15 protein-coding genes are annotated in these 23,258 nt (G+C 60.2%); 13 read left to right on the top strand and 2 right to left on the bottom strand.

What is annotated here, in order from left to right; genetic code table 11:
- Positions 1–203 precede the first annotated feature (203 nt).
- The 6 genes from recC to ACIPZE_RS19555 all read left to right on the top strand — a co-directional run bounded on the left by recC (position 204) and on the right by ACIPZE_RS19555 (position 11,915).
- Entirely contained in the window at positions 204–3,656 is a 3,453-nt protein-coding gene (gene recC, locus ACIPZE_RS19530) for an exodeoxyribonuclease V subunit gamma (protein WP_400774686.1), read from the top strand.
- Positions 3,653–7,342 (top strand): exodeoxyribonuclease V subunit beta, encoded by a 3,690-nt coding sequence (recB, locus tag ACIPZE_RS19535; RefSeq protein ID WP_283437803.1) that lies wholly within the window; start codon positions 3,653–3,655, stop codon positions 7,340–7,342. The genes recC and recB overlap by 4 nt, the downstream gene beginning before the upstream one ends.
- Complete coding sequence (gene recD, locus ACIPZE_RS19540) at positions 7,339–9,456, top strand: exodeoxyribonuclease V subunit alpha (protein ID WP_400774688.1); 2,118 nt, start codon at positions 7,339–7,341, stop codon at positions 9,454–9,456. The genes recB and recD overlap by 4 nt, the downstream gene beginning before the upstream one ends.
- 119 nt (positions 9,457–9,575) lie before the next feature.
- Positions 9,576–10,151, top strand: a complete 576-nt coding sequence (locus ACIPZE_RS19545; protein WP_283437801.1) for a YfiR family protein — start codon at positions 9,576–9,578, stop codon at positions 10,149–10,151.
- Complete coding sequence (locus tag ACIPZE_RS19550; RefSeq protein WP_400774691.1) at positions 10,148–11,416, top strand: diguanylate cyclase domain-containing protein; 1,269 nt, start codon at positions 10,148–10,150, stop codon at positions 11,414–11,416. Before ACIPZE_RS19545 ends, ACIPZE_RS19550 begins: the two co-directional genes overlap by 4 nt.
- A gap of 46 nt (positions 11,417–11,462) precedes the next feature.
- Positions 11,463–11,915, top strand: coding sequence for an OmpA family protein (locus tag ACIPZE_RS19555; RefSeq protein ID WP_174823960.1), 453 nt, complete (start codon positions 11,463–11,465; stop codon positions 11,913–11,915).
- Here the strand turns inward: ACIPZE_RS19555 and ACIPZE_RS19560 are convergent.
- On the bottom strand, positions 11,912–12,859 hold the full coding sequence (locus ACIPZE_RS19560) for a LysR family transcriptional regulator (RefSeq protein WP_400774694.1): 948 nt from the start codon (positions 12,857–12,859) through the stop codon (positions 11,912–11,914). The two genes, ACIPZE_RS19555 and ACIPZE_RS19560, sit on opposite strands and share 4 nt — an antisense overlap.
- Before the next feature lie 149 nt (positions 12,860–13,008).
- Between ACIPZE_RS19560 and ACIPZE_RS19565 the strand changes: the two genes are divergently transcribed.
- Together ACIPZE_RS19565 and mmsB are read left to right on the top strand one after the other, a co-directional pair.
- Complete coding sequence (locus ACIPZE_RS19565; protein ID WP_400774696.1) at positions 13,009–14,535, top strand: CoA-acylating methylmalonate-semialdehyde dehydrogenase; 1,527 nt, start codon at positions 13,009–13,011, stop codon at positions 14,533–14,535.
- 9 nt (positions 14,536–14,544) lie between these two features.
- The gene (gene mmsB / locus ACIPZE_RS19570; RefSeq protein ID WP_400774699.1) at positions 14,545–15,432 is read left to right on the top strand and encodes a 3-hydroxyisobutyrate dehydrogenase; all 888 of its coding nucleotides are present in this window, start codon (positions 14,545–14,547) and stop codon (positions 15,430–15,432) included.
- A gap of 261 nt (positions 15,433–15,693) precedes the next feature.
- On the opposite strand, the gene ACIPZE_RS19575 is transcribed toward mmsB, so the two are convergent.
- Complete coding sequence (locus ACIPZE_RS19575; RefSeq protein WP_008083343.1) at positions 15,694–16,038, bottom strand: cupin domain-containing protein; 345 nt, start codon at positions 16,036–16,038, stop codon at positions 15,694–15,696.
- A 567-nt stretch (positions 16,039–16,605) separates the two neighbouring features.
- Between ACIPZE_RS19575 and ACIPZE_RS19580 the strand changes: the two genes are divergently transcribed.
- The 5 genes from ACIPZE_RS19580 to rfbA all read left to right on the top strand — a co-directional run bounded on the left by ACIPZE_RS19580 (position 16,606) and on the right by rfbA (position 23,158).
- Positions 16,606–17,577, top strand: a complete 972-nt coding sequence (locus ACIPZE_RS19580; protein WP_400774701.1) for an acyltransferase — start codon at positions 16,606–16,608, stop codon at positions 17,575–17,577.
- Between the two features lie 38 nt (positions 17,578–17,615).
- The gene (locus tag ACIPZE_RS19585) at positions 17,616–18,824 is read left to right on the top strand and encodes a hypothetical protein (RefSeq protein WP_400774703.1); all 1,209 of its coding nucleotides are present in this window, start codon (positions 17,616–17,618) and stop codon (positions 18,822–18,824) included.
- Between the two features lie 22 nt (positions 18,825–18,846).
- On the top strand, positions 18,847–21,024 hold the full coding sequence (locus ACIPZE_RS19590; protein WP_400774705.1) for a prenyltransferase/squalene oxidase repeat-containing protein: 2,178 nt from the start codon (positions 18,847–18,849) through the stop codon (positions 21,022–21,024).
- Between the two features lie 64 nt (positions 21,025–21,088).
- Complete coding sequence (rfbB, locus tag ACIPZE_RS19595; protein ID WP_400774708.1) at positions 21,089–22,171, top strand: dTDP-glucose 4,6-dehydratase; 1,083 nt, start codon at positions 21,089–21,091, stop codon at positions 22,169–22,171.
- A gap of 63 nt (positions 22,172–22,234) precedes the next feature.
- On the top strand, positions 22,235–23,158 hold the full coding sequence (gene rfbA, locus ACIPZE_RS19600; protein WP_129388750.1) for a glucose-1-phosphate thymidylyltransferase RfbA: 924 nt from the start codon (positions 22,235–22,237) through the stop codon (positions 23,156–23,158).
- Positions 23,159–23,258: the final 100 nt, after the last annotated feature.

Below are 23,258 nucleotides of genomic sequence, written 5' to 3' on the forward strand. Positions count from 1 at the left end.
CCGATGGTAGTGTGGGGTTTCCCCATGTGAGAGTAGGTCATCGTCAAGATTAAATTCCGAAACCCCAATTGCGAAAGCAGTTGGGGTTTTGTTTTGCCCGCAGGAAAGTTCTTACAGCATTCACGGACGTCGTCCGGCTGTCACAACCTGCCGACAATGCTAAGGTTCTGCCCTAGCTTTTGTACTTTTCCAAGGAAGCCTTTATGCCGGACGCCCAGTCCCTCAACGCTGCATTCATGGTGGTTCAGAGCAACAGCCTGGACGAACTGCGCAGCCTTGTGATCAGCATCATGCGACGCTATCCACTGGCGCCTTTGGAAAACGAAATTGCCCTGGTGCAAAGCAACGGAATCGCCCAATGGCTTAAATTGGCTTTGGCGGAAGACCCCGAGGAGGACGACCTCGGCGGCTGCGGTATTGCTGCGGCGATTGATGTGCAACTGCCCGGCAGCTTTATGTGGCAACTCTACCGAATGGTTCTGGGCCGAGAACAAATCCCGGCCAAATCCCTGCTCGATAAAGCTCCACTGACCTGGCGTCTCATGCGCCTGCTGCCACAGGTCATCGACCGCGAGCATTTCGAGCCGCTGCAACGGTTCCTCACCCACGACACCGACTTGCGCAAGCGCTACCAACTCTCCGAGCGCCTGGCGGATCTCTTCGACCAATATCAGGTGTATCGGGCTGACTGGCTTGAGGATTGGGCTGAAGGGCGGCACCAGTTGCGCAATGTCAGGGGTGAAGTAAAACCTCTGCCAGCCACCAGTTGCTGGCAAGCCGAATTGTGGCGTGCATTGTTGGAGGACGTGGGTGAACAAGGCATGGCACAGAGTCGCGCCGGTGTTCATCAACGGTTTATCGAGCGCATCAACAATCTCACAGAGGCTCCGACCGGGCTTCCCTCGCGAGTGATCGTTTTCGGGATTTCTTCGTTGCCGGCCCAAGTCCTTGAAGCTCTGGCCGGGCTCGCACGTTTCAGCCAGGTTCTGCTTTGCGTGCACAACCCTTGCCGTCACCACTGGGCCGATATCGTCGCCGACAAGGACTTGCTGCGTCACCAATACAAGCGGCAGTCGCGCAAGAGCGGAATGCCTGTTGTCCTCGACCCTGACACATTGCACCAACATGCCCACCCGCTATTGGCTGCATGGGGTAAACAAGGTCGCGACTACATCAACCTGCTCGACAGCTATGACGATCCCAACAGCTACCGTGCAGCGTTCCGCGACGGTCGCATCGACCTGTTCAGCGAAACCCGTCCGCACAATCTGCTCAATCAACTACAGGACGACATCCTCGAACTGCGCCCGCTCAACGAAACTCGCGAGCACTGGCCTGCGGTTGACCTGACAAAAGATGATTCGATCCGTTTTCACATTGCCCACAGCGCTCAGCGTGAAGTTGAAATCCTTCACGACCAGCTCTTGGCCCGCTTCAGTGCCAACCCCGATTTGCGTCCTCGTGATGTCATCGTGATGGTGCCGGACATCGACAGCTATGCGCCGCATATCCGCGCAGTATTCGGCCAACTCGACCGGTATGATCCGCGTTTCATTCCCTTCACTTTGGCAGACCAGGGCCAACGTGGCCGCGATCCGCTGCTGATCGCGGTCGAGCATCTGCTGAAACTGCCGGACAGCCGTTTTCCGGTCAGTGAGATTCTCGACCTGCTCGATGTTCCTGCTTTGCGTGCGCGCTTCGGCGTCGAAGAACGCGACTTGCCGACACTGCACCGCTGGATCGAAGGCGCAGGTGTCCGTTGGGGCATGAACGCCGAGCAACGCGCAGGGCTCGGCTTGCCTGATGAGCTGGAGCAGAACAGCTGGCATTTCGGTTTGCGGCGGATGTTGCTCGGTTACGCCGTTGGCAGCGCAAATGCCTGCGCGGGTATCGAACCGTATGATGAAATCGGTGGCCTGGATGCCGCATTGATCGGGCCGCTGGTGGCGTTGCTCGATGCACTGGAACTCGCCCATCAGGAGCTCATGCAATCGGCGCAACCGAAAGAGTGGGGCCGGCGATTGCAAGCGCTCATGCAGCTGTTCTTCAAAGCCAGCAATGAACACGACGATTATTTGCTGACCCAACTGGAAGAGCTTCGCGAAACCTGGCTGGAGACCTGCGATGCAGTGGCTCTGGTCGATGAGCTGCCACTGACTGTGGTGCGTGAAGCCTGGCTCGCGGGCCTCGATCAGGGCCGTTTGTCGCAACGCTTTCTCGCCGGGGCGGTGAACTTCTGCACGTTGATGCCGATGCGCGCCATCCCTTTCAAACTGGTGTGCCTGCTGGGCATGAATGACGGCGACTACCCGCGCGCGCAACCGCCATTGGACTTCGATCTGATGGGCAGCGATTACCGACCGGGTGACCGTTCCCGGCGTGAAGATGACCGTTATCTGCTGCTCGAGGCGCTACTGTCTGCGCGCCATCAGCTCTATATCAGTTGGGTCGGCCGCAGCATTCGTGACAACAGCGAGCGCCCTGCGTCGGTGTTGATCGGCCAGTTGCGCGATCACCTTGCCAGCGGCTGGCGGCTGCTCGATGAAACTCAGGATTTGTTGAGCGCCATGACCGAGGAGCATCCGTTGCAGCCGTTCAGTGCGCGCTATTTCCATGAAGGCGATCAACTGTTCAGCTACGCCAGTGAATGGCAGGTGCTGCATCAACATCCTGCGCCACCAAACAGCGCGCAATTGCTCACGCCTTTCATTCAGGAAGAACCGCTGAGCCTCGCTCTCCTGCAGGACTTTCTGCGTAACCCGGTGCGGCACTTCTTCACGCAGCGACTCAAGGTGTATTTCGAAGCCGCCGAAGCGCCGTTGGCCGATGAAGAGCCTTTCGTGCTCGACGCGTTGCAGCGTTACATGCTCAGCGACAGCCTGCTCGAAGCTGCGCTGAGGCAACCGGACAACATCGATCAAGCCCTCGAGGTTCAAGCCCGCCGTCTGCAAAACAGTGGACTGTTGCCGATGGCTGGCTTCGGCGAATGTTTGCAGCGAGAACTGATCGAACCGCTGCCGGACCTGTTGCAGCGTTATCAACAACTCCTGACGTTGTGGCCGACACCGCTGACCAGTGCGATCCCGATCAGCCTCGATTTGCAGGGTTTGCGCCTGGAAGGCTGGCTCTCGGGTCTGCATCAGCGCAGCGATGGTGGGGTGTTGTCGGTCACGACCATTCCCAACAGCATCGGCTCGATCAAAAGCCGCAAATGGCATCGACTGAGCAAACCCTGGGTCAATCATCTTGTTGCCTGCGCCAGCGGGTTGTCACTGACCACAGCGTTGGTCGCCAGTGACGACACCTTGCTGCTTGAACCGATGGAGCAGGACCGAGCGTTGCGTTTCCTTGGCGATCTGCTGCTCGCCTGGCAGGCCGGCATGCGCCAGCCGTTACCGATCGCCGTCAAAACCGCCTTCGCCTGGCTGTCGCAGACCGACCCGCTCAAGGCCGAAGCGGCCGCACGTAAAGCCTATGAAGGTGATGGCCAGACCAGTGAGGGCGAGCGCCGCGAAAGTCCGGCGTTGTCCCGACAATATGCCGACTTCGATGCATTGCTCGAGGACGAAACATTCTCCGGTTGGTGCGACGCCTTGTACCGACCATTGCAGGAAGCCCCGTGGCGCTCATTATCCAGTGAAGGGGCGCGCGCATGAGTACGAAAACACCCCTCGCCCTGGCATTCCCGCTACGTGGCAGCCAGTTGATCGAAGCCAGTGCCGGTACCGGCAAGACCTTTACTATTTCTGCACTTTATCTGCGCCTGATTCTTGGGCACGGCGGTGAAGCCAGCAGCTTCGGTCGCGAGCTTTTGCCGCCGCAAATTCTCGTGGTGACGTTCACCGACGCTGCGACCAAAGAGCTGCGCGAGCGGATTCGTACGCGACTGGCCGAGGCCGCGCGATTCTTTCGTGACGAGATGCCGGCCCCTGACGGGCTGATCGCCGAACTGCGCGATCAATTCGATCCGCAGCAATGGCCCGGTTGCGCCAACCGTCTCGATATCGCCGCGCAATGGATGGACGAAGCGGCCGTTTCGACTATCCACAGTTGGTGTCAGCGCATGCTGCGCGAGCATGCGTTCGACAGCGGCAGCCTGTTCACCCAATCGCTGGAAACCGATCACAGCGATCTGCTTGGCGAAGTGTTACGCGATTACTGGCGGCTGTTCTGCTACCCGATGCAGGGTGATGCGCTCAATTGGGTGCGCAGCAACTGGGGCGGTCCAGCAGCATTGTTGCCGCGTGTCCGCGGCTTGTTCGCCAGTGAGCGCGACAGCGATGAAGGCAAGGCGCCCGCTGAGCTCATCGAAGAGTGCCTGCAAGAGCGCCGCGCGGCATTGATCGAACTGAAAATGCCGTGGCGCCAGTGGGCAGACGAGTTGCTCGTCATCTGTCATCAAGGAGTTGCCAGCAAAAGCGTCGATGGTCGCAAGATGCAGGCCCGCTACTTTGAACCGTGGTTCGAGAAGCTCAAGGCCTGGGCCGAAGACGAGGCCATGGAGCAACTGGACATCGGCACCGGCTTCACTCGACTGACTCCCGACGGCATGGCTGAAGCCTGGAAGGGCCAGGCGCCGAGTCATCCCGGGCTGGACGCCATGCCCGGGCTGAAATCCAGTCTCGATGCATTGCCGACCCCCGACGCCGCGGTCTTGCAACATGCCGCCAAATGGGTCGGTGCGCGCTTTGAAGAAGAAAAACGCCGGCGCGCCGAAATGGGCTTCGACGACATGCTTTTGCGGCTGGATGCTGCCCTGCAATCGGAGGGGGGCGAGCGTCTTGCGATTCTGATTCGCGAGCAATTCCCGGTCGCGCTGATCGACGAATTCCAGGACACCGATCCGGTGCAGTACCGGATTTTCGAGACGATCTATCGGATCGAAGACAACAATCCAGACACCGGGCTGTTTCTGATCGGCGATCCCAAACAGGCGATCTATGCCTTTCGCGGTGCGGACATTTACACCTATTTGCGCGCGCGTCAGGCCACCAGCGGCCGCTTGCATACGCTCGGCACCAACTTCCGCTCCAGTCACGGCATGGTCAATGCGGTCAACCATGTATTCGAACGCGCCGAATCCCGCGAGCAGGGACGCGGCGCGTTTTTGTTCCGGGAAAAAAATGGTGATAACCCGGTGCCGTTTCTCCCTGTCGAGTCTCAGGGCCGCAAGGAGAAACTGCAGGTTGCCGGGCAAGACGTCGCAGCACTGAATGTCTGGTTATTGCCCAGTGATCAGCCTTTGTCAGGCGCAGTCTATCGCCAACAATTGGCGGCGGCCTGTGCCAGCGAAATCACTGCGCTGCTCAATGGCGGACAAAGCGCCAGTGCGGGATTCACTCAGGACGGTAAGGACTTCAGAGGCCTGCGCCCCTCGGACATCGCGATCCTCGTGCGCGACGGTAAAGAAGCCCAGGCCGTGCGCGGTGAACTCGCCAGTCGTGGTGTGCGCAGCGTGTATCTGTCGGACAAGGACTCGGTGTTCGCCGCTCAGGAGGCCCATGACCTGTTGGCGTGGCTAAAGGCCTGCGCCGAACCGGATGTCGAACGTTCGCTGAAAGCCGCGCTGGCCTGCATCACCCTGAACCTGCCACTGGTTGAACTGGAGCGGCTGAACCAGGACGAACTGGTCTGGGAAACCCGCGTCATGCAATTTCGCGGCTATCGCGAACTGTGGCGCAAGCAAGGCGTGTTGCCGATGCTCCGACGTCTGTTGCACGACTTCCATTTGCCGCAGACCTTGATGACGCGCAGCGATGGCGAGCGGGTGCTGACCAATCTTTTGCACCTCTCGGAACTGATGCAGCAAGCCGCCGCGGAACTCGATGGCGAACAAGCGCTGATCCGCCACCTGGCCGAGCTTCTGGCATTGTCGGGGCAGGCGGGTGAGGAGCAGATCCTGCGCCTGGAAAGCGACGAGCAACTGGTCAAGGTGGTGACCATCCACAAGTCGAAAGGGCTTGAGTATCCACTGGTGTTCCTGCCATTCATCTGCTCGGCAAAACCGGTCGATGGCAGCCGGTTGCCGCTGCATTACCACGACGCTTCGGGCAAGGCCCAGGTGAGCCTCAAGCCAACCGCCGAATTGATTGCGCAAGCGGATGAAGAGCGCCTCGCCGAGGATCTGCGCTTGCTGTATGTCGCCCTGACCCGCGCGCAACATGCCTGCTGGTTGGGCGTGACGGATCTCAAGCGCGGCAATAATAACAGCTCGGTGCTGCACCTTGCTGCGCTGGGTTATTTGCTCGGCGGTGGTGCGTCTCTGGGCGAATCCAGCGGGCTCGACCGTTGGCTGCGAGACCTGCAGCAGGACTGCCCGGCAATCAGCATCGCAGAAATGCCGCAGCCCACGGCTGAGCATTACCAGCCGCCGCGTAACGAAGCCATCCTCAGCGCCACGCTATTGCCCAAGCGCAAGGCCAGCGAAAACTGGTGGATCGCGTCCTACAGCGCGCTGCGCATCAGCGATGTGTTGAGTGTTGGCAGCGATGAAGCACCGGACAGTCCGCAAGCGCAAAAGCTGTTCGATGACGAGCGCCTTGACCCGGACGCGCCACGGGAAATCATTGCCGGTGGCGCCGATATCCACCGCTTCCCCCGAGGCCCCAATCCGGGCACGTTTCTCCACGGTTTACTGGAGTGGGCCGGCGACGATGGCTTCGCGGTTTCTCGCGCGGCGCTGGAAGATGCGATTGGTCGCCGCTGCAATTTGCGTGGCTGGGAAGGCTGGATCGTCACCCTCAGTGACTGGCTGCAGCATCTGCTCAAGTCGCCATTGCCGATTGCTGGCGGGCAGCCGCCGGTGATTCTCGAGCAGCTCAAGCAATACCGCGTCGAGATGGAATTCTGGTTCGCCAGCCATAAAGTCGATGTACTCAAACTCGACGAACTGGTGCGCCAATACACGCACAATGGCGTCGCTCGGGTGGCGGCAGAACCGGTGCAACTCAACGGTATGTTCAAAGGTTTCATCGACCTGACCTTTGAACACAACGGCCGTTATTACGTGGCCGACTATAAATCCAACTGGCTGGGCGTGGATGATCTGGCGTACACCGAGCAAGCCATGGAACAGTCGATCCTCGACAATCGCTACGACCTGCAATACGTGTTGTATCTGTTGGCATTGCATCGCCAGCTCAAGGCACGATTGCCGGATTATGATTACGACCGGCACATCGGTGGCGCGCTGTATATGTTCCTGCGGGGCACCCGTGCAGACAGTCGCGGCGTTTATTTTGCCCGCCCGCCGCGCGAGTTGATCGAACGGCTGGACCGGATGTTTCAGGGCAAACCCGAACCCAAGGCCGAACCCGCATGGGAACAGGGAGTCCTGCTATGAGCCGCACTTTTGCTGATCTGTTGCCGACACCGTTGGCGGCCGACAGCCTGTCGAGACTTGCGCCGCTGACCAGCGCCGACGATTTGCTGCTGTTGCTCACCCGCTGGGTCGAGCGGGGCTGGCTGCGTGCACTGGACAAGGCATTCGTCGCATTTTTGCACGAGCTGGAGCCGGGCACCGATCCGTTGGTGTTGCTCGCCGCCGCACTGACCAGTCACCAGCTGGGTCACGGCCACGTGTGCCTGGATCTGTTTGAAACGCTCAAGGCGCCGGATTTCGCTCTGTCGTTGCCACCCGAAGGCGACGTGCAAGGCGGCGTGTTATTGCTGCCCTCGCAATTGCTTGAGGCGCTCGACGGCGTGCATTGGTGCAAGGCGCTGGCCGCCAGTGGTCTGGTCGCGTTGGCGGCCGATACCCGTGAAGTGGCGCAACAGCGGCCGTTGGTGTTGGCCGGGAAACGTCTGTACCTGCGACGTTACTGGGCTTACGAACGGCGCATCGATGCGGCGTTGCGCCAGCGTCTGGCCCAAACCGAGGCAACCCCGGAGGATCTGCCGCAGCGGTTGGACGAATTGTTCGGATCGGCCGGCTCCGCTGAAGTGATCGACTGGCAGAAACTCGCCTGCGCCCTTGCCACCCGCAGCGCTTTCAGCATTGTCACTGGCGGTCCGGGTACCGGCAAAACGACGACGGTGGTACGCCTGCTCGCACTGCTTCAAGCACCGGCGGTGGAGGCTGGTCACCCGCTGCGCATTCGTCTCGCGGCACCGACAGGCAAAGCGGCGGCGCGACTGACCGAGTCCATCAGTCAGCAAGTGCAATCGCTGAAAGTCGCCGAAGAGGTGCGCGCGAAAATCCCCTGCGACGTGACCACCGTGCACCGTTTGCTCGGCAGTCGTCCCGGGACGCGACACTTCCGTCACCACGCCGGCAACCGCTTTCCGCTGGACGTGCTGGTGGTCGACGAAGCTTCGATGATCGACCTGGAAATGATGGCCAACCTGCTCGACGCGTTACCGGCCCATGCGCGACTGGTGCTGCTCGGAGACAAGGATCAACTCGCTTCCGTGGAAGCCGGCGCAGTCCTTGGTGATCTGTGTCGTGACGCCGAACAGGGTTGGTACAACCCGCAAACCCGGCACTGGCTGGAATCTGTCAGCGGTGAATCGTTGCAAGGCAGTGGCCTGCACGAGGATGTCGACGGCGGCCATCCACTGGCGCAACAAGTGGTGATGCTGCGCCACTCCCGACGTTTCGGTGAGGGTAGCGGCATCGGTCAGCTCGCGCGGCGGGTCAATCAGCAGCTACCGCTAGAGGCGCGTCAGTTACTGGACAGCGGGCACTATGAAGATGTGTTTTCGTTGAGACTGCCCAAGGCTGAACACGATCCCAAGCTCGAACGACTGGCGCTTGACGGCCACGGCGATGGCAACGGACCGCAAGGCTATCGGCACTATCTGAGCGTGCTGCGCAATCAGCGTCCGTCGCCCGACAGACCGCTGGAACATCCAGACTGGACCCACTGGGCGCGTGACGTCTTGCAGGCCTTCGATACCTTCCAGCTGTTGTGTGCCGTGCGCAAAGGGCCGTGGGGTGTTGAAGGCCTGAACCTGCGTATTACCGCCGCGTTGCTCAAGGCACGTCTGATCGACAATGATCAGCAATGGTACGAAGGTCGCCCGGTACTGATGACCCGTAATGACTACGGTCTGGGTCTGATGAACGGCGACATCGGTATCGCCCTCAAGCTGCCCGAGCGTGAAGGGCCGGATGCCGGCAAACCGCTGCTGCGCGTGGCCTTTCCGCGTAACGATGGCCAGGGCGGCGTGCGTTTCGTATTGCCGAGCCGGCTCAACGACGTGGAAACCGTCTACGCGATGACGGTGCACAAGTCGCAGGGCTCCGAGTTCGCCCACACCGCGCTGATCCTTCCAGATGCCTTGAACCCGGTGCTGACCAAGGAGCTGATCTACACCGGCATTACCCGCGCCAAACACTGGTTCACCCTGATCGAATCGCGTACCGAGGTGTTTGAAGAAGCCGTACAGCGCAAGGTCAAGCGTCTCAGCGGACTGATGCTGGAACTGGAAGAGGGCAGCGCGCCTCGGGGGTGAAAATCCAGGCGTTGAACGGCGTTTACTGACCAACCGGTCAGAGGGCGCCGCCTCGCTGGTGTTTCACCGCTGTGCTATCGTTGCGGCATCATTTCGCTACGATCCAAGAGAATCCCTGCATGAAGGTGTCTGTCTGGGCGACAGCGCGCGCGGTTGGCGGCAAACTCGCGTTGCTTGTCGGTCTGCTCTGGCTGTTGACGGGCGTGGCCGTCGCGCAAGCGCAACCGCCGACGGGCATGGCTGAGCATCGCGCGCAATCGGTCACCCAAGTGGTTCTCGGCATCCTCAGTTACGCACGCTGGCCGGTAGAACCTGCGCAGTTGCGCCTGTGCATCGTCGGCCCCACCGAATACACCGACGATCTGGTCAAAGGCACCACGCAGGCCACCGGCCGGCCAGTCTTGGTGCGGCGCTTGCTGGCCGATAACCCAGCCATCGTCAATGAATGCGATGCGGTCTATATCGGCAAACTGACAGCGGATGAGCGCAGCCGGCTTTTCGAATCGTTGATGGGTCATCCGGTACTGAGCATCAGTGAAGGTGGCGATCAGTGCACGGTGGGCAGTCTGTTCTGCCTGCGCGTCGGCGATGAGCAGGTGTCCTTCGAGGTCAACCTCGACTCCGTGGCCCGCAGCGGCGTACGCATTCATCCAAGCGTGCTGCAATTGTCGCGTCGCAAACCGGCGGCACCATGAAACTGTTCAGATCCAATACCCGCCCAACGCTGGGCTCGGTTCTTGGCCGTGGGCATTTGACGGTTGCTCTGGTGGCGGTGTCGATGGCCAGTATCTCGCTGACTTTGCTCGGCGTTCTGGCGCTGCGGGTGTACGCCGATCACAACCTGCACCTGATTGCCCGTTCGATCAGCTACACCGTGGAAGCGGCGGTGGTGTTCAACGACAGGACCGCCGCCACCGAAGCCCTGGCGCTGATCGCCTCCACCGAAGAAGTCGCGGATGCGCAGGTGTTCGATGCCCAAGGTCAGCTGCTCGCACGCTGGCAACGCCCGGAAAATGGCTTGTTTTCCGACCTGGAGATGCAGATCACCCGCGCCGTTCTGGAGAAACCGATCAGCCTGCCGATCGTGCATCAGGATCGTCAGATCGGTCATATCCTGCTCACCGGTCATGGCGGCAGCCTGATGCGGTTTCTGCTCAGCGGTCTGGCCGGGATCATCCTCTGCACGGCGATCAGCGCCTGCGTGGCAATCTACCTGGCGCGCCGGCAATTACGCGAAATCATCGGCCCGCTACGCAGCCTTGCGACCGTGGCCCACGCCGCCCGCAGCGAGCGCGCACTGGATCGCCGGGTGCCGCCGGCGCAGATCGCCGAACTCGACAACCTCGGCAACGACTTCAATGCTTTGCTTGACGAACTGGAGTCGTGGCAAAGCCACCTGCAAAGCGAAAACGAAACCCTCGCGCACCAGGCCAGCCATGACAGCCTCACCGGTTTGCCGAATCGGGCCTTTTTCGAGGGCCGCTTGATTCGTGCCTTGCGCAACGGCGGCAAACTCAATGAGCGCGTTGCCGTGCTGTTTCTCGACAGCGATCGCTTCAAGGGCATCAACGACAACTTCGGCCATGCTGCCGGCGACGCGGTGTTGGTGGCCATCGCCAATCGTGTTCGCGCGCAGTTGCGCGAAGAAGATCTGGTGGCACGCCTGGGCGGCGATGAGTTCGCCGTGTTGCTTACGCCCCTGCACAAGGTCGAAGACGCCGAGCGCATTGCCGACAAGATCCTCGCCAGCATGGACATGCCCATCGCGCTGCCGGGCGACACCAGTGTCGTGACCTCGCTCAGTATCGGCATCGCGGTTTTTCCCGATCATGGTGCCACCCCCGGTGCGCTGCTCAATGCCGCCGATGCGGCGATGTACCAAGCCAAGCGTTTGTCGCGCGGCGCTCAATTCACGGCTGGGGCGGAGCACCCGGTCGATCCCGTTCAAACCAGGAGCTAATCCCGTGTTCACACTGCCTATCCGACTGTTTTTCGCGCTGCTGCTGATGGCCGCACTGACCCTGACCGGTTGCCAGACTGCGCCGCAAAAAGGCCTGACCCCGGCGCAAGTCGCGGTGCTCAAACAACAAGGTTTCGAACTGACCGACGAGGGCTGGGAATTTGGCCTGTCGGGCAAGGTGCTGTTTGGCAGCGATGTCGAAAGCCTGAACAAGGAAAGTACCGAGATCGTCGAACGTATCGGCAAAGCGCTGCTCGGTGTTGGCATCGAGCGCGTGCGGGTCGATGGCCACACCGACGCCTCGGGCAAGGAAACCTACAACCAGCAATTGTCCCTGCGCCGGGCCAAGAGCGTTGCCAACGTACTCGGCACGGTGGGCATGAAGCAGGAAAACATCCAGTTGCAGGGCCTCGGCAGCAAGGAACCGGTGGCCTCCAACAGCACGGCAGCGGGCCGCACCGAGAACCGCCGGGTGGCGATCGTGGTCAGCAACGACTAATCGGCAAACTGCATCTCGCCGGTTGTCCCCATCAGCAGCGCCTGATTGCGTTCGGTCACCTCGCGGATGTAATCCCACAACAGCGTGATCCGCTTGAGCTTGCGCAGATCCTCCCGGCAGTACATCCAGAACTGCCGGGTGATGTCGATCTCCTCCGGCAACACTGGTAGCAGGCGCGGATCCTGCGCGGCGAGGAAACACGGCAGAATCGCCAGCGAGCGCCCTTGCTGCGCCGCGACGAATTGCGCGATCACGCTGGTGCTGCGCAAATTCGCGCTGGCGCCGGGCAGCACGTTGGCCAGATAAAGCAGCTCCGAGCTGAACGCCAGATCATCCACATAACTGATGAATTGATGCTTGCCCAAGTCTGCCGGGCGGCGGATCGGTGGGTGTTTGTCGAGATAGTCCTGGGTCGCGTAGAGCTGCAACCGGTAGTCGCAGAGCTTGCAGCAGACGTACGGCCCATGCTCCGGCCGCTCCAGCGCAATGACGATGTCGGCTTCGCGCTTGGACAGGCTGATGAAATGCGGCAGCGGCAGGATGTCCACCGAGATGGCCGGGTAGGCGTCGACGAAATGGCTCAACTGCGGGGTGATGAAAAAACTGCCGAAACCTTCGGTGCAGCCCATGCGCACATGCCCGGACAGCGCCACGCCGGAACCGGAGACCTGTTCGCAGGCCATGTGCAGGGTGCTTTCGATTGACTCGGCGTAACCGAGCAAGCGCTGACCTTCTGTGGTCAGGACAAAGCCGCTGGTGCGCGACTTTTCGAACAGCAAAGTACCGAGCGCCGCTTCCAGCGAACTGATCCGTCGCGACACCGTGGTGTAGTCGACGGCCAGGCGTTTGGCGGCAGTGCTGGCCTTGCGGGTACGGGCGACTTCGAGGAAAAACTTGAGGTCGTCCCAGTTCAGCGAGCCTAAAGAGGTGATGTTTTTTTGCATGATGGACGGGCTTATATGTGCGTTCTTATTAGAAGTTTGCACATCTATACTCCAAAAACAGTCCGACAACCAATTCGTGACACACGCCTCATCTCAAGGCGAACCCTTCGCCTTGGCTCCTACGATAAAAACAAGTTTCGGAGACCAACATGAACGCATCGCTTACGCCCAACGAAACCACGCTGCAGAAGGTCAAGCTGCTGATCGACGGCGAATGGGTCGAATCGCAGACCACCGAATGGCACGACATCGTCAACCCGGCGACCCAGCAAGTGCTGGCGAGAGTACCGTTTGCCACCGCCGCTGAAGTCGATGCCGCCGTCAGCGCCGCCCAGCGTGCGTTCCAGACCTGGAAACTGACCCCGATCGGCGCGCGCATGCGCATCATGCTCAAGCTGCAAGCGCTGATCCGCGAACACTCCAAACGCATCGCCGTGGTGCTTAGCGCCGAGCAGGGCAAAACCATTGCCGACGCCGAGGGCGATATTTTCCGTGGCCTGGAAGTGGTCGAGCACGCTTGCTCGATCGGCACTCTGCAAATGGGCGAGTTCGCCGAGAACGTCGCCGGCGGTGTTGATACTTACACGCTGCGCCAGCCAATCGGTGTGTGCGCCGGCATCACCCCATTCAACTTCCCGGCGATGATTCCGCTGTGGATGTTCCCGATGGCCATCGCTTGCGGCAACACCTTCGTCTTGAAACCTTCGGAACAGGATCCGCTGTCGACCATGTTGCTGGTGGAACTGGCAGTCGAGGCGGGCGTTCCGGCCGGCGTGTTGAACGTGGTTCACGGCGGCAAAGACGTGGTCGATGGCCTGTGCACGCACAAGGACATCAAAGCAGTGTCGTTCGTCGGTTCGACGGCGGTCGGCACCCACGTTTACGACCTGGCCGGCAAGCACGGCAAACGCGTGCAATCGATGATGGGCGCGAAGAACCATGCCGTTGTCTTGGCCGACGCCAATCGTGAGCAAACGCTGAATGCGTTGGTCGGCGCCGGTTTCGGTGCGGCCGGGCAACGTTGCATGGCCACCTCGGTGGTGGTGCTGGTGGGCGCGGCGAAACAATGGCTGCCGGACCTGAAAGCGCTGGCGCAGAAACTCACCGTCAACGCCGGCAGCGAGCCAGGCACCGATGTTGGCCCGGTGATTTCGAAGAAAGCCAAGGCGCGAATTCTCGACCTCATCGAAAGCGGCATCAAGGAAGGCGCCAAGCTGGAACTGGATGGCCGCGATATCAAGGTGCCGGGCTACGAGCAAGGCAACTTTGTCGGCCCGACCCTGTTCTCGGGCGTGACCACCGACATGCAGATCTACACCCAGGAAATCTTCGGCCCAGTACTGGTGGTGCTGGAAGTCGACACCCTTGATCAGGCGATTGCGCTGGTCAACGCCAACCCGTTCGGCAACGGCACCGGCCTGTTCACCCAGAGCGGTGCGGCGGCGCGTAAATTCCAGACTGAAATCGACGTTGGCCAGGTCGGTATCAACATCCCGATTCCAGTGCCAGTGCCGTTCTTCAGCTTTACCGGTTCGCGCGGCTCGAAACTCGGCGACCTCGGCCCGTACGGCAAGCAAGTGGTGCAGTTCTATACGCAGACCAAAACGGTCACGGCGCGCTGGTTCGATGACGACAGCGTCAACGACGGCGTGAATACCACCATCAACCTGCGCTGAGGTACGGCCATGAAAATCGCATTTATCGGGCTGGGCAACATGGGCGCGCCGATGGCGCGCAACCTGATCAAGGCCGGCCATTCGCTGAACCTGGTCGACCTAAACAAAACCGTGCTGGCGGAACTGGAGCAACTCGGTGGCAGCATTCGCGCTTCGGCGCGTGAAGCTGCCGAGGATGCTGAGCTGGTGATCACCATGTTGCCGGCGGCGGTGCATGTGCGCAGTGTCTGGCTCGGTGAGGACGGTGTTCTGGCCGGCATCGGCAAAGGCGTGCCGGCGGTGGATTGCAGCACGATTGATCCGCAGACCGCTCGCGATGTGGCAGTCGCTGCGGCGAAACAAGGCGTGGCCATGGCCGACGCGCCGGTGTCCGGTGGCACCGGTGGTGCGACCGCCGGGACCTTGACCTTCATGGTCGGCGCCACCCCGGAACTGTTCGCCACCCTGCAACCGGTGTTGGCGCAGATGGGCCGCAACATTGTCCATTGCGGTGAAGTCGGCACCGGGCAGATCGCCAAGATCTGCAACAACCTGCTGCTGGCGATCTCTATGGTCGGTGTCAGTGAAGCGATGGCGCTGGGCGATGCGCTGGGCATCGATACGTCGGTGCTGGCCGGCATCATCAACAGCTCGACCGGGCGCTGCTGGAGTTCGGAAATGTACAATCCGTGGCCGGGCATCGTCGAAACGGCACCGGCGTCGCGCGGCTATACCGGTGGTTTCGGTGCCGAGCTGATGCTCAAGGATCTCGGGCTGGCAACGGAAGCGGCGCGTCAGGCGCACCAGCCGGTGGTACTCGGCGCGGTGGCGCAGCAGTTGTATCAGGCGATGAGCCAGCGCGGTGACGGCGGGAAAGACTTCTCGGCGATCATCAACAGCTACCGCAAACCGCAATAGAGAGACAACGCTGGACAAACTGTGGGAGCTAGCCTGCTAGCGATGGCTGAGTGTCAGGCAACTTATTTTTGTCAGATCCACCGCAATCGCCAGCATGCTAGCTCCCACAGGGAATTGTGTGAACGTGGGACATTTGCCGGGAAATCATGTCGGGTGATTTCCCGGCTTTTTTGTGCCTTAAAAAGATCGCAGCCTTCGGCAGCTCCTACAGAGGATTGTGTTTTCTGTAGGAGCTGCCGCAGGCTGCGATCTTTTGCTTTATCAGGCGAACACGAAATACTTGCGCACGGTCTCGACCACTTCCCACGTGCCTTTCATCCCCGGCTCAATCACAAAGATGTCGCCAGCACGCAAGTGAATCGGCGCCATGCCGTCCGGGGTGATCACGCAGTAGCCTTCCTGGAAATGGCAGTACTCCCATTTCACATATTCGACGCGCCACTTGCCCGGTGTGCAAATCCACGTGCCCATGATCTTGCTGCCGTCTTCGCTGGTATAGGCGTTGAGGTTGACGGTGTGCGGGTCGCCTTCGAGTTTTTCCCACTTACAGGCGTCGAGTACCGGCAGGGGGTGAGTGTCACGCAGAACGGTGATGGGGGCGGACATGAAGGCTCCAGGCAAATGACGGATTGAACCGCCAACTTAGCGTCAGCTGGAGCGGCCCGGATGTCTGAGGTCGACCTCCTGATGCCTGTGAGCGCTGAGCAGCAATGCTCGCGCAACAGTCAGTGTTGCACCATTGCCGTGCACATATGACGGAATTAATACCGTCATGCACCATAAAAGTTCAATAAATTTTTAGACTAAAACGAGATAACCATTCGGACACCTATTGCAAAAGAAAATCGTCTGTACTATAACATTCGTACTAAAGGACATTCCCACCCTGATGGAGTTACACCTGAGTCACGGACCGACTTGAATTCGTTTTTTCTCACACAGACAACTGACTTGGCCATTGGCGCAAGCGTGAACTTTCACCTGTCGTTAAGTATTAACGATAACTGAATGGAACAGTCAGTTAATAAGTTGCGCGGACGCAATGTCTTGCGTGCTTTGAGAGAAGTTTTAAATAAATAGTTAATGATTGAGTTCGCATCGATTGACTGCGTGCGCGGGATATCTTTGTGCGTCAAATCACTTGTGCTTGGCATCATGGAATGAGGCTGGATTGTGGACGACGTAAACGTAATTGAAGTTTCGACGACAGTGGACAGTGGCAGCGTACTTGGCCGCCATGTCTGGGTGCGCGCTGGCACCCGTCTGCAAAATGTTCAGATCGGTGATGACTGTTTTATCGGTTTTCGCTGCGACGTGCAGTTTGCCGCAATCGGCACCTCCAGCATGTTGGCCACCGGTGTGCAATGCATGGGCACCGCGCAAGCCCCGATCCGTATTGCCGAGAATGTCTGGCTGGGCGCCAAGGTTGCCGTCAACGCTGGTGTCAGCATTGGCGCTGGCGCAGTGATCGCCGCCGGTGCGCTGGTCACCGCAGACGTGTCGGCGGACGCCATCATGGTGGGGCGCCCGGCGCGCTTCATCGGCTTCCGCTCGGTGGTCGAGGACGGTCGTCCGAGCCCGGAACAAGTGCTGGCAAAAGTTCGTGAAAGAGCCCGCTCGGGCTTGCCGTCGATGCTCGATCGCTCAACGCAGTCGGTGGCCAGGCTCAAATCGTTGAACCCGGATGCCGCCACCTGGGAGATCAGCGACGAAGCATTGATCGACGCTGAATTGCGCGGCGGTACATCGGCGGAAATCGCCCGCGACTGCATTCTGATCGGACGCAGCAGCCGTCAGGGCGGGATGTCGCAGCTCGGCGGCATTGAGCTCGGCACGGGCGTCAGGCTTGGTGAAGGTGTGGTCATCGAAGCCGGCGGCGGCGTGTCGATCGGCGCGTTCAGCGAGGTGGCGGCGGGCGCCACGATTGTTGCTTCAACCCACGATCATTCATTCCGCTCGTTGCCTTGGGAAGAGGCTCCCGTGCGGATAGGCAGTCGTTGCGTCATCGGTGAGGGCGCGCTCTTGGTTGGTCCACTGAGTGTTGGTGATGGTGCGGTTATAAAACCCCACTCAGTGGTTATAAGGGATGTATTGGAAAACACTGTGGTTCATGGCGTTGTTCAACTAATGGAGATTCAAGAATGATTTTATTTGCCCCTAATCCGACAGGTTCCGGTCATAACATGCGTGCGCTTTCCATCGCTCAGGCGATAAAAAAGCAAAGCCCGACTATGCCGCTGACCGTGGCGCTGGCTTCTTTGCAGCCGACATTCACGCCGCTGTTCGAACAGTCCGGCATCGAAGTGGTAGATATTGCCGGCCGGCTGGTGGATTACTCGAAAAAGAGCAACTTGTCGAAAGAACTCGACTGGAACAATTATATCGGCGGTTATATCGCCAATACTTTCCTGTCCGGTGAGCGAATCCTCTCTTATCTGGCGCTGATCGCCGAATACAAACCGAGCGTGCTGGTATCGGATTACAACATGGCGGCCTGCCTGGCGGCGATTTTCAGCGGTACGCCGCTGGTGTTCGTCACCGAGCGCTATGACTTTACCCTTTGCCAGCTGGAAGACCATGACCTGGCCGACGGTGGCTTCGAGGTCAATGCTCTGGAGATGGCGCGTGCGCGTTCCGCACTGCACAGCCAGTTCAGCTGGATGATCAATCAGAGCCAACTGGTGCTGACCGACAAGCCGTATGTGGCAGCTCTCGATCAGGGCACACCGGTCGCCGAAGCGCTGGTCAGCGGCAAGGCGCACTTTGTCGGGCCGATGATTCGCGACATCAATGTGCAGAGCGGCCTGAACGTGCGTGAGCAACTGAATCTTGGCGATGCGCCGTTCATTGTCGCGTCCATCAGTGGCACGACGATGTTTGCGCAGAACAAGGATGCGCTGCTCGCCGCTTACCTCGACAGCTTCAGGATCCTGCGTGAACGCAATCCGCAGCTGAAGTTGGTGCTGCTGGGGCGTCAGGATATCCAGGCGCAGGACGGTGTGGTTTGCGTGCCGTATTACCCGGACTGGATGGGCCTGTTGCGCGAAGCCGAACTGCTGATCTCGGCACCGGGCTGGATCACCGTAACGGAAATTGCCGCACTGCAGATTCCGACCCTGTTCGTGCTGCCATCGAAGTCCGAATACCACGAACTTGAAGCGTTGCGCCGCCTCGAACTGCTGGGTTTCCCGACCCACCTGGGGCACGACCGCGACCGTCTCGTCGAGCTGGTGCAAACCGAACTGGAGAAAGATACCCAGTCGCCGGCGTACTACGCGCCGCATCGACAAGTGGCGGCCCCGGACGGCGAAGGCGCGGCGCGCGCAGCGACCCGTATCATCGAATTGTGCAACGACATGGTTGTGCCGCTGACCGAAAGCAAAGCGGCTTAACCTCAAGGAAGAGGGATTCACCATGGCGCTGCATCCGCAGTTTCAATTTGATCAAGGCCTCAAGGACATCGAATTCGGCGGTTTTTTTGCCGTCACCGATGCCAGTGGGAACGTCGCGATTTCCAGCGACAAGCAGTTGCAGGATCAGATCGACGCAACGCTCTATCAGGCCGAACACGGCGACGCTGCGCAGCTGCGTTTCGCCCATGAAGGGCTGATGCGTTTGCACGACGTCGCGAACGCAGGGTTTCACGAACTTGCCGATCGCTACTGGACGCCGCATGGTTCGGGCCGTTGCAGAACACTGGCGGTGCAGTTGGATGCGCTGGCAGCATTGATTGCCTATCAGCGTCGGGTACCCGAGGACGCCAGCAACCGCGCGGTGATTGCCGCCATGCTGGAGCGGGTCGAAGCGCTCTACGCCAGGTCTACGGTCGCCGGGTTATACACCAGCGACTGGTCGACGCCGCTGGAACTGGCGACGTCGATCGACCTCGACATCAGCGCCACGGCCCTGCTGGCGCGGATCGGCAACGAGCCTGTGGGCCTCGGTCTGATCGGGCATTTGCAAGTGCACGCAGAGAACCTGATTGCCCGCGTGGCCGGCAGCGATAGCGAGTCCTGTGTCGATGTCGCACTGAGCCGTTGCGCGGTGCGGGCGCAAGTCAGCCTGGTGCTGGCGCGTCTGGCCAATGTGCGTGACGACAACGCGCTGGCGAATCTGGCGCGCTCGTTTCTGTTGCAGACCCTGGCGCTGTTCCGCGACCCGGCCTACGGCGGCTATTGGGATCGAGTCGGCATCAATGGCAAGGTTCGCTGCGACTGGCACACCTCCTACAAGCATCATGAGTCGCCCTTTCCGATCAAGACGGCGTATGACGTGGCGTTGCTGTTGCAGGTGATCCAGGCTTTGCCGGGCGGCGCGAGCGACAGCGATCAGGCGTCGGTGACAGCCGCATTGCTGGAGTTTCACGACACCTGCAACGGTGGGCTGTTCATGGGTAAAGGCTATTTCTGGTCGACGCCCGATGACCCGACCGTGCCGTTCATTCGCCAGTTCTGGGCGCCGCCGCGTCAGCCGGGGATCTTCAGCATCGGCAACCTGACGTACTTGCCGCTGCACTTGAAGAGCCTGAAAACCCAGCTCGCCGCAGCCCATGCTTTGCAAGCCATTGCGCCGGCCAGCGTTGTGCAAGCGCACGACGATGCCGCGCTGGTAAGCCGCGAGCTGGAGGTGATCAATGGCGGCGGCGACGTGCAGGACATTCATCCGCGTGGCGTACCGTCGATCAATGTCGATCTGCAGCGCTATCTCGCGTGGCTGGCCAAGGCTCGGGCGTCCAACCAGACACCTTACGGGCTGACCGCCGAGACCACGCCGCTGGGCTTTCGCGCCGACAAGACGTGGCAGGTGTTTTCCGGTCTGCATGTGATCTCCGATCTGCATGCGCTGGGTCTGCAAATCGAAAACAAGGCGAGCCTGATCGACTGCATCCAGGCCTCGCAAAATATCGACGGTGGTTTTGCCGAACAGCCCGGGCACCTCAGTGATGTCTTTGCCACGTACTGTGCGGTGTTGTCGCTGCGCGTGCTGGGTGCGTTGCCGGCCGATGCCGAGGCTTGTGTCGGCTATCTGCAAGCGTGCCAGAACGCGGATGGCGGCTTCGGTGACGTGGCGGGTTTCGGTTCCGATATCTGGCACACCAACCTTGCCGTGCTGTCGTTGCACGCGCTCAGCGCCAAAGCGGCGGATGAGCAAGCGGTGCTGGCGTTCGCCTTGCGCTGTCGCTCCGCAGGCGGTGGATTCGGCAACAAGCCGGGTTATCCAGCGGATGCGTTTTCGGTGTATCGCGTGGTGTCCACGCTGTTCATTCTCAACCGGCGCATCGTCGACGCGCGGCAGACAGTGGCATGGCTGCAAAGCCTGCAACTGGAAAACGGCTCGTTCCACTATCGGCCGGGCAAAGCGGTCAGTCTGGTGGGTACTTACATGGCGATCGCGGCGATGTACCTGCTCGACGCTCAGCCGACTCATTTGCAGGCGTCGAAGGACTGGATCGCCTCTCACCAGAAACAGGACGGTGGTTTCGGCCCGCTCAACTCGACCTCGGCCACCACCGACGAAAGCTTCGTCTGCATCCAGACGCTGCTGATTCTTGAGCAAGGCCTGTCGCAATACTGGGTGGCATTGCTGAACTGACCCGCCCCTGAAGGCGGGCAGTATCGAAGGACTGTGAATCATCATTTTGCCAGGGGAGGCGCTGATGAAAATTTTAGTGACAGGGGGCGCGGGCTTTATCGGCTCGGCAGTGGTGCGGTTTCTGCTCAATGAGACCGACTGCGAAGTGATCAATGTCGACAAGTTGACCTACGCCGGCAATCTCGAGTCGTTGGCTGAGGTGGCGGACTCGCCGCGTTATCGTTTCTGCCAGGTGGACATTTGCGACAAGCCGGCGCTGGACGAAATCTTCGCGCGCCTGCAACCGGACGCGGTGATGCATCTGGCGGCTGAATCGCATGTGGATCGTTCGATCGACGGCCCGCAGGCCTTCATCGAAACCAACATCGTCGGCACTTACACCATGCTCGAAGCCGCACGCGGCTATTGGAATCGTCTGGACGCTGAGCGTCAGCAGGCGTTCCGCTTCCACCATATTTCCACCGACGAGGTTTACGGCGATCTGGAACCTGAAGATCCGGCGTTTACCGAGACGACCGCCTATGCGCCGAGTTCGCCTTATTCGGCGACCAAGGCCGGTTCGGATCATCTGGTACGCGCTTGGCATCGCACGTTCGGTTTGCCGGTGGTGATGAGCAATTGCTCGAACAATTACGGGCCTTATCACTTCCCGGAAAAACTCATTCCGCACGTGATTCTCAATGCGCTGCAAGGCAAGCCGCTGCCGGTGTACGGCGACGGCGCGCAGATCCGCGACTGGCTGTTTGTCGAAGATCACGCCCGGGCGCTGTATGCGGTGGTCAGCAACGGTGAAGTGGGGCAGACCTACAACATCGGTGGCCACAACGAAAAAACCAATCTTGAAGTGGTGCACACCTTGTGCGATCTGCTTGAAGCACGTGGTGCGCAGAAGCCGGCCGGGGTCGCGCATTTCCGCGACCTGATGACCTTCGTCAAGGATCGTCCGGGTCACGACAAACGCTACGCCGTCGATGCCGGCAAGATTCAGGCGCAGTTGGGCTGGACACCGCAGGAAACCTTCGAAAGCGGCATGAAAAAAACCGTCGACTGGTACCTCGACAATCGCGCCTGGTGGATTCGCGTGATCTCCGGCGCCTATGCCCTGGAACGCCTCGGCGATCATCTGCAAGAAGCCCGCGTGGCTTGAAATCAACTCCCGTTCAATGACGCCGGCTGGCGTCAGTCATCTATTGCTGAAAAGGAAACAGGCATGGCCAAGTACAAGGGAATTCTGTTGGCGGGCGGCGCTGGCTCGCGGTTGCATCCAATCACTCTGGGCGTCTCCAAACAGTCGCTGCCGGTGTATGACAAACCGATGATCTACTACCCGCTGTCGGTGCTGATGCTGGCGGAAATTCGCGAGATCCTGATCATCTCCACCCCCGAAGATCTGCCGGGTTTCCAGCGCATGCTCGGTGACGGCAGCCAATTGGGCCTGAGCCTGAGTTATGCCGTGCAACCGAGCCCGGACGGCCTGGCCCAGGCGTTCATCATCGGTCGCGAATTCGTCGGCGACGATAACGTCTGCCTGGTGCTCGGCGACAATATTTTCTACGGCGCCGGTTTCGGCGAAACGCTGTTGCAGGCCGCGACCCGCGAAGAGGGCGCGACCGTGTTCGGCTACTACGTGGCAGATCCGGAGCGCTTTGGTGTGGTGGAATTCGATGCCAACGGCAAGGCCCTGAGCATTTGCGAAAAACCGAGCGAGCCGAAGTCCAACTTCGCCGTCACCGGCCTGTATTTCTACGACAACGAAGTGCTGCGCATTGCCGCCGAGATCCAGCCGTCGCCACGCGGCGAACTGGAAATTACCGACGTCAACAATGTCTACCTGCAACGTGGCCAATTGAACGTTTCGGTGATGGGCCGTGGCATGGCCTGGCTGGATACCGGGACTCACGACGCGTTGATGGAAGCGGGCAATTTTGTCCAGGCCATCGAGAAACGTCAGGGCCTGAAAATCGCCTGCCTCGAAGAGATTGCCTACAACAAGGGCTGGATCGATGACGCGCAGTTGCTGGTGCTGGCGGGCAGCATGAGCAAGACCGGTTACGGTCAGTATCTGGCGCGGTTGATCAACGATGATGTGCTGACAGTGCTGGATGCCCAGCGCTCGCTGAAGGGCGCGGCCTGATTGTTCAAAGCGTCAGGTGGAGCGAGTTTGCCGGCGAAGCGCTCGGCGGGGTCAACACCCCGCACGAGCGCCTTCGCGAGCACGCTCGCTTTCCTGCGGT

It is taken from the genome of Pseudomonas sp. NPDC089741 (genome assembly GCF_044748825.1).
GTDB classification, from domain to species: domain Bacteria; phylum Pseudomonadota; class Gammaproteobacteria; order Pseudomonadales; family Pseudomonadaceae; genus Aquipseudomonas; species Aquipseudomonas helmanticensis.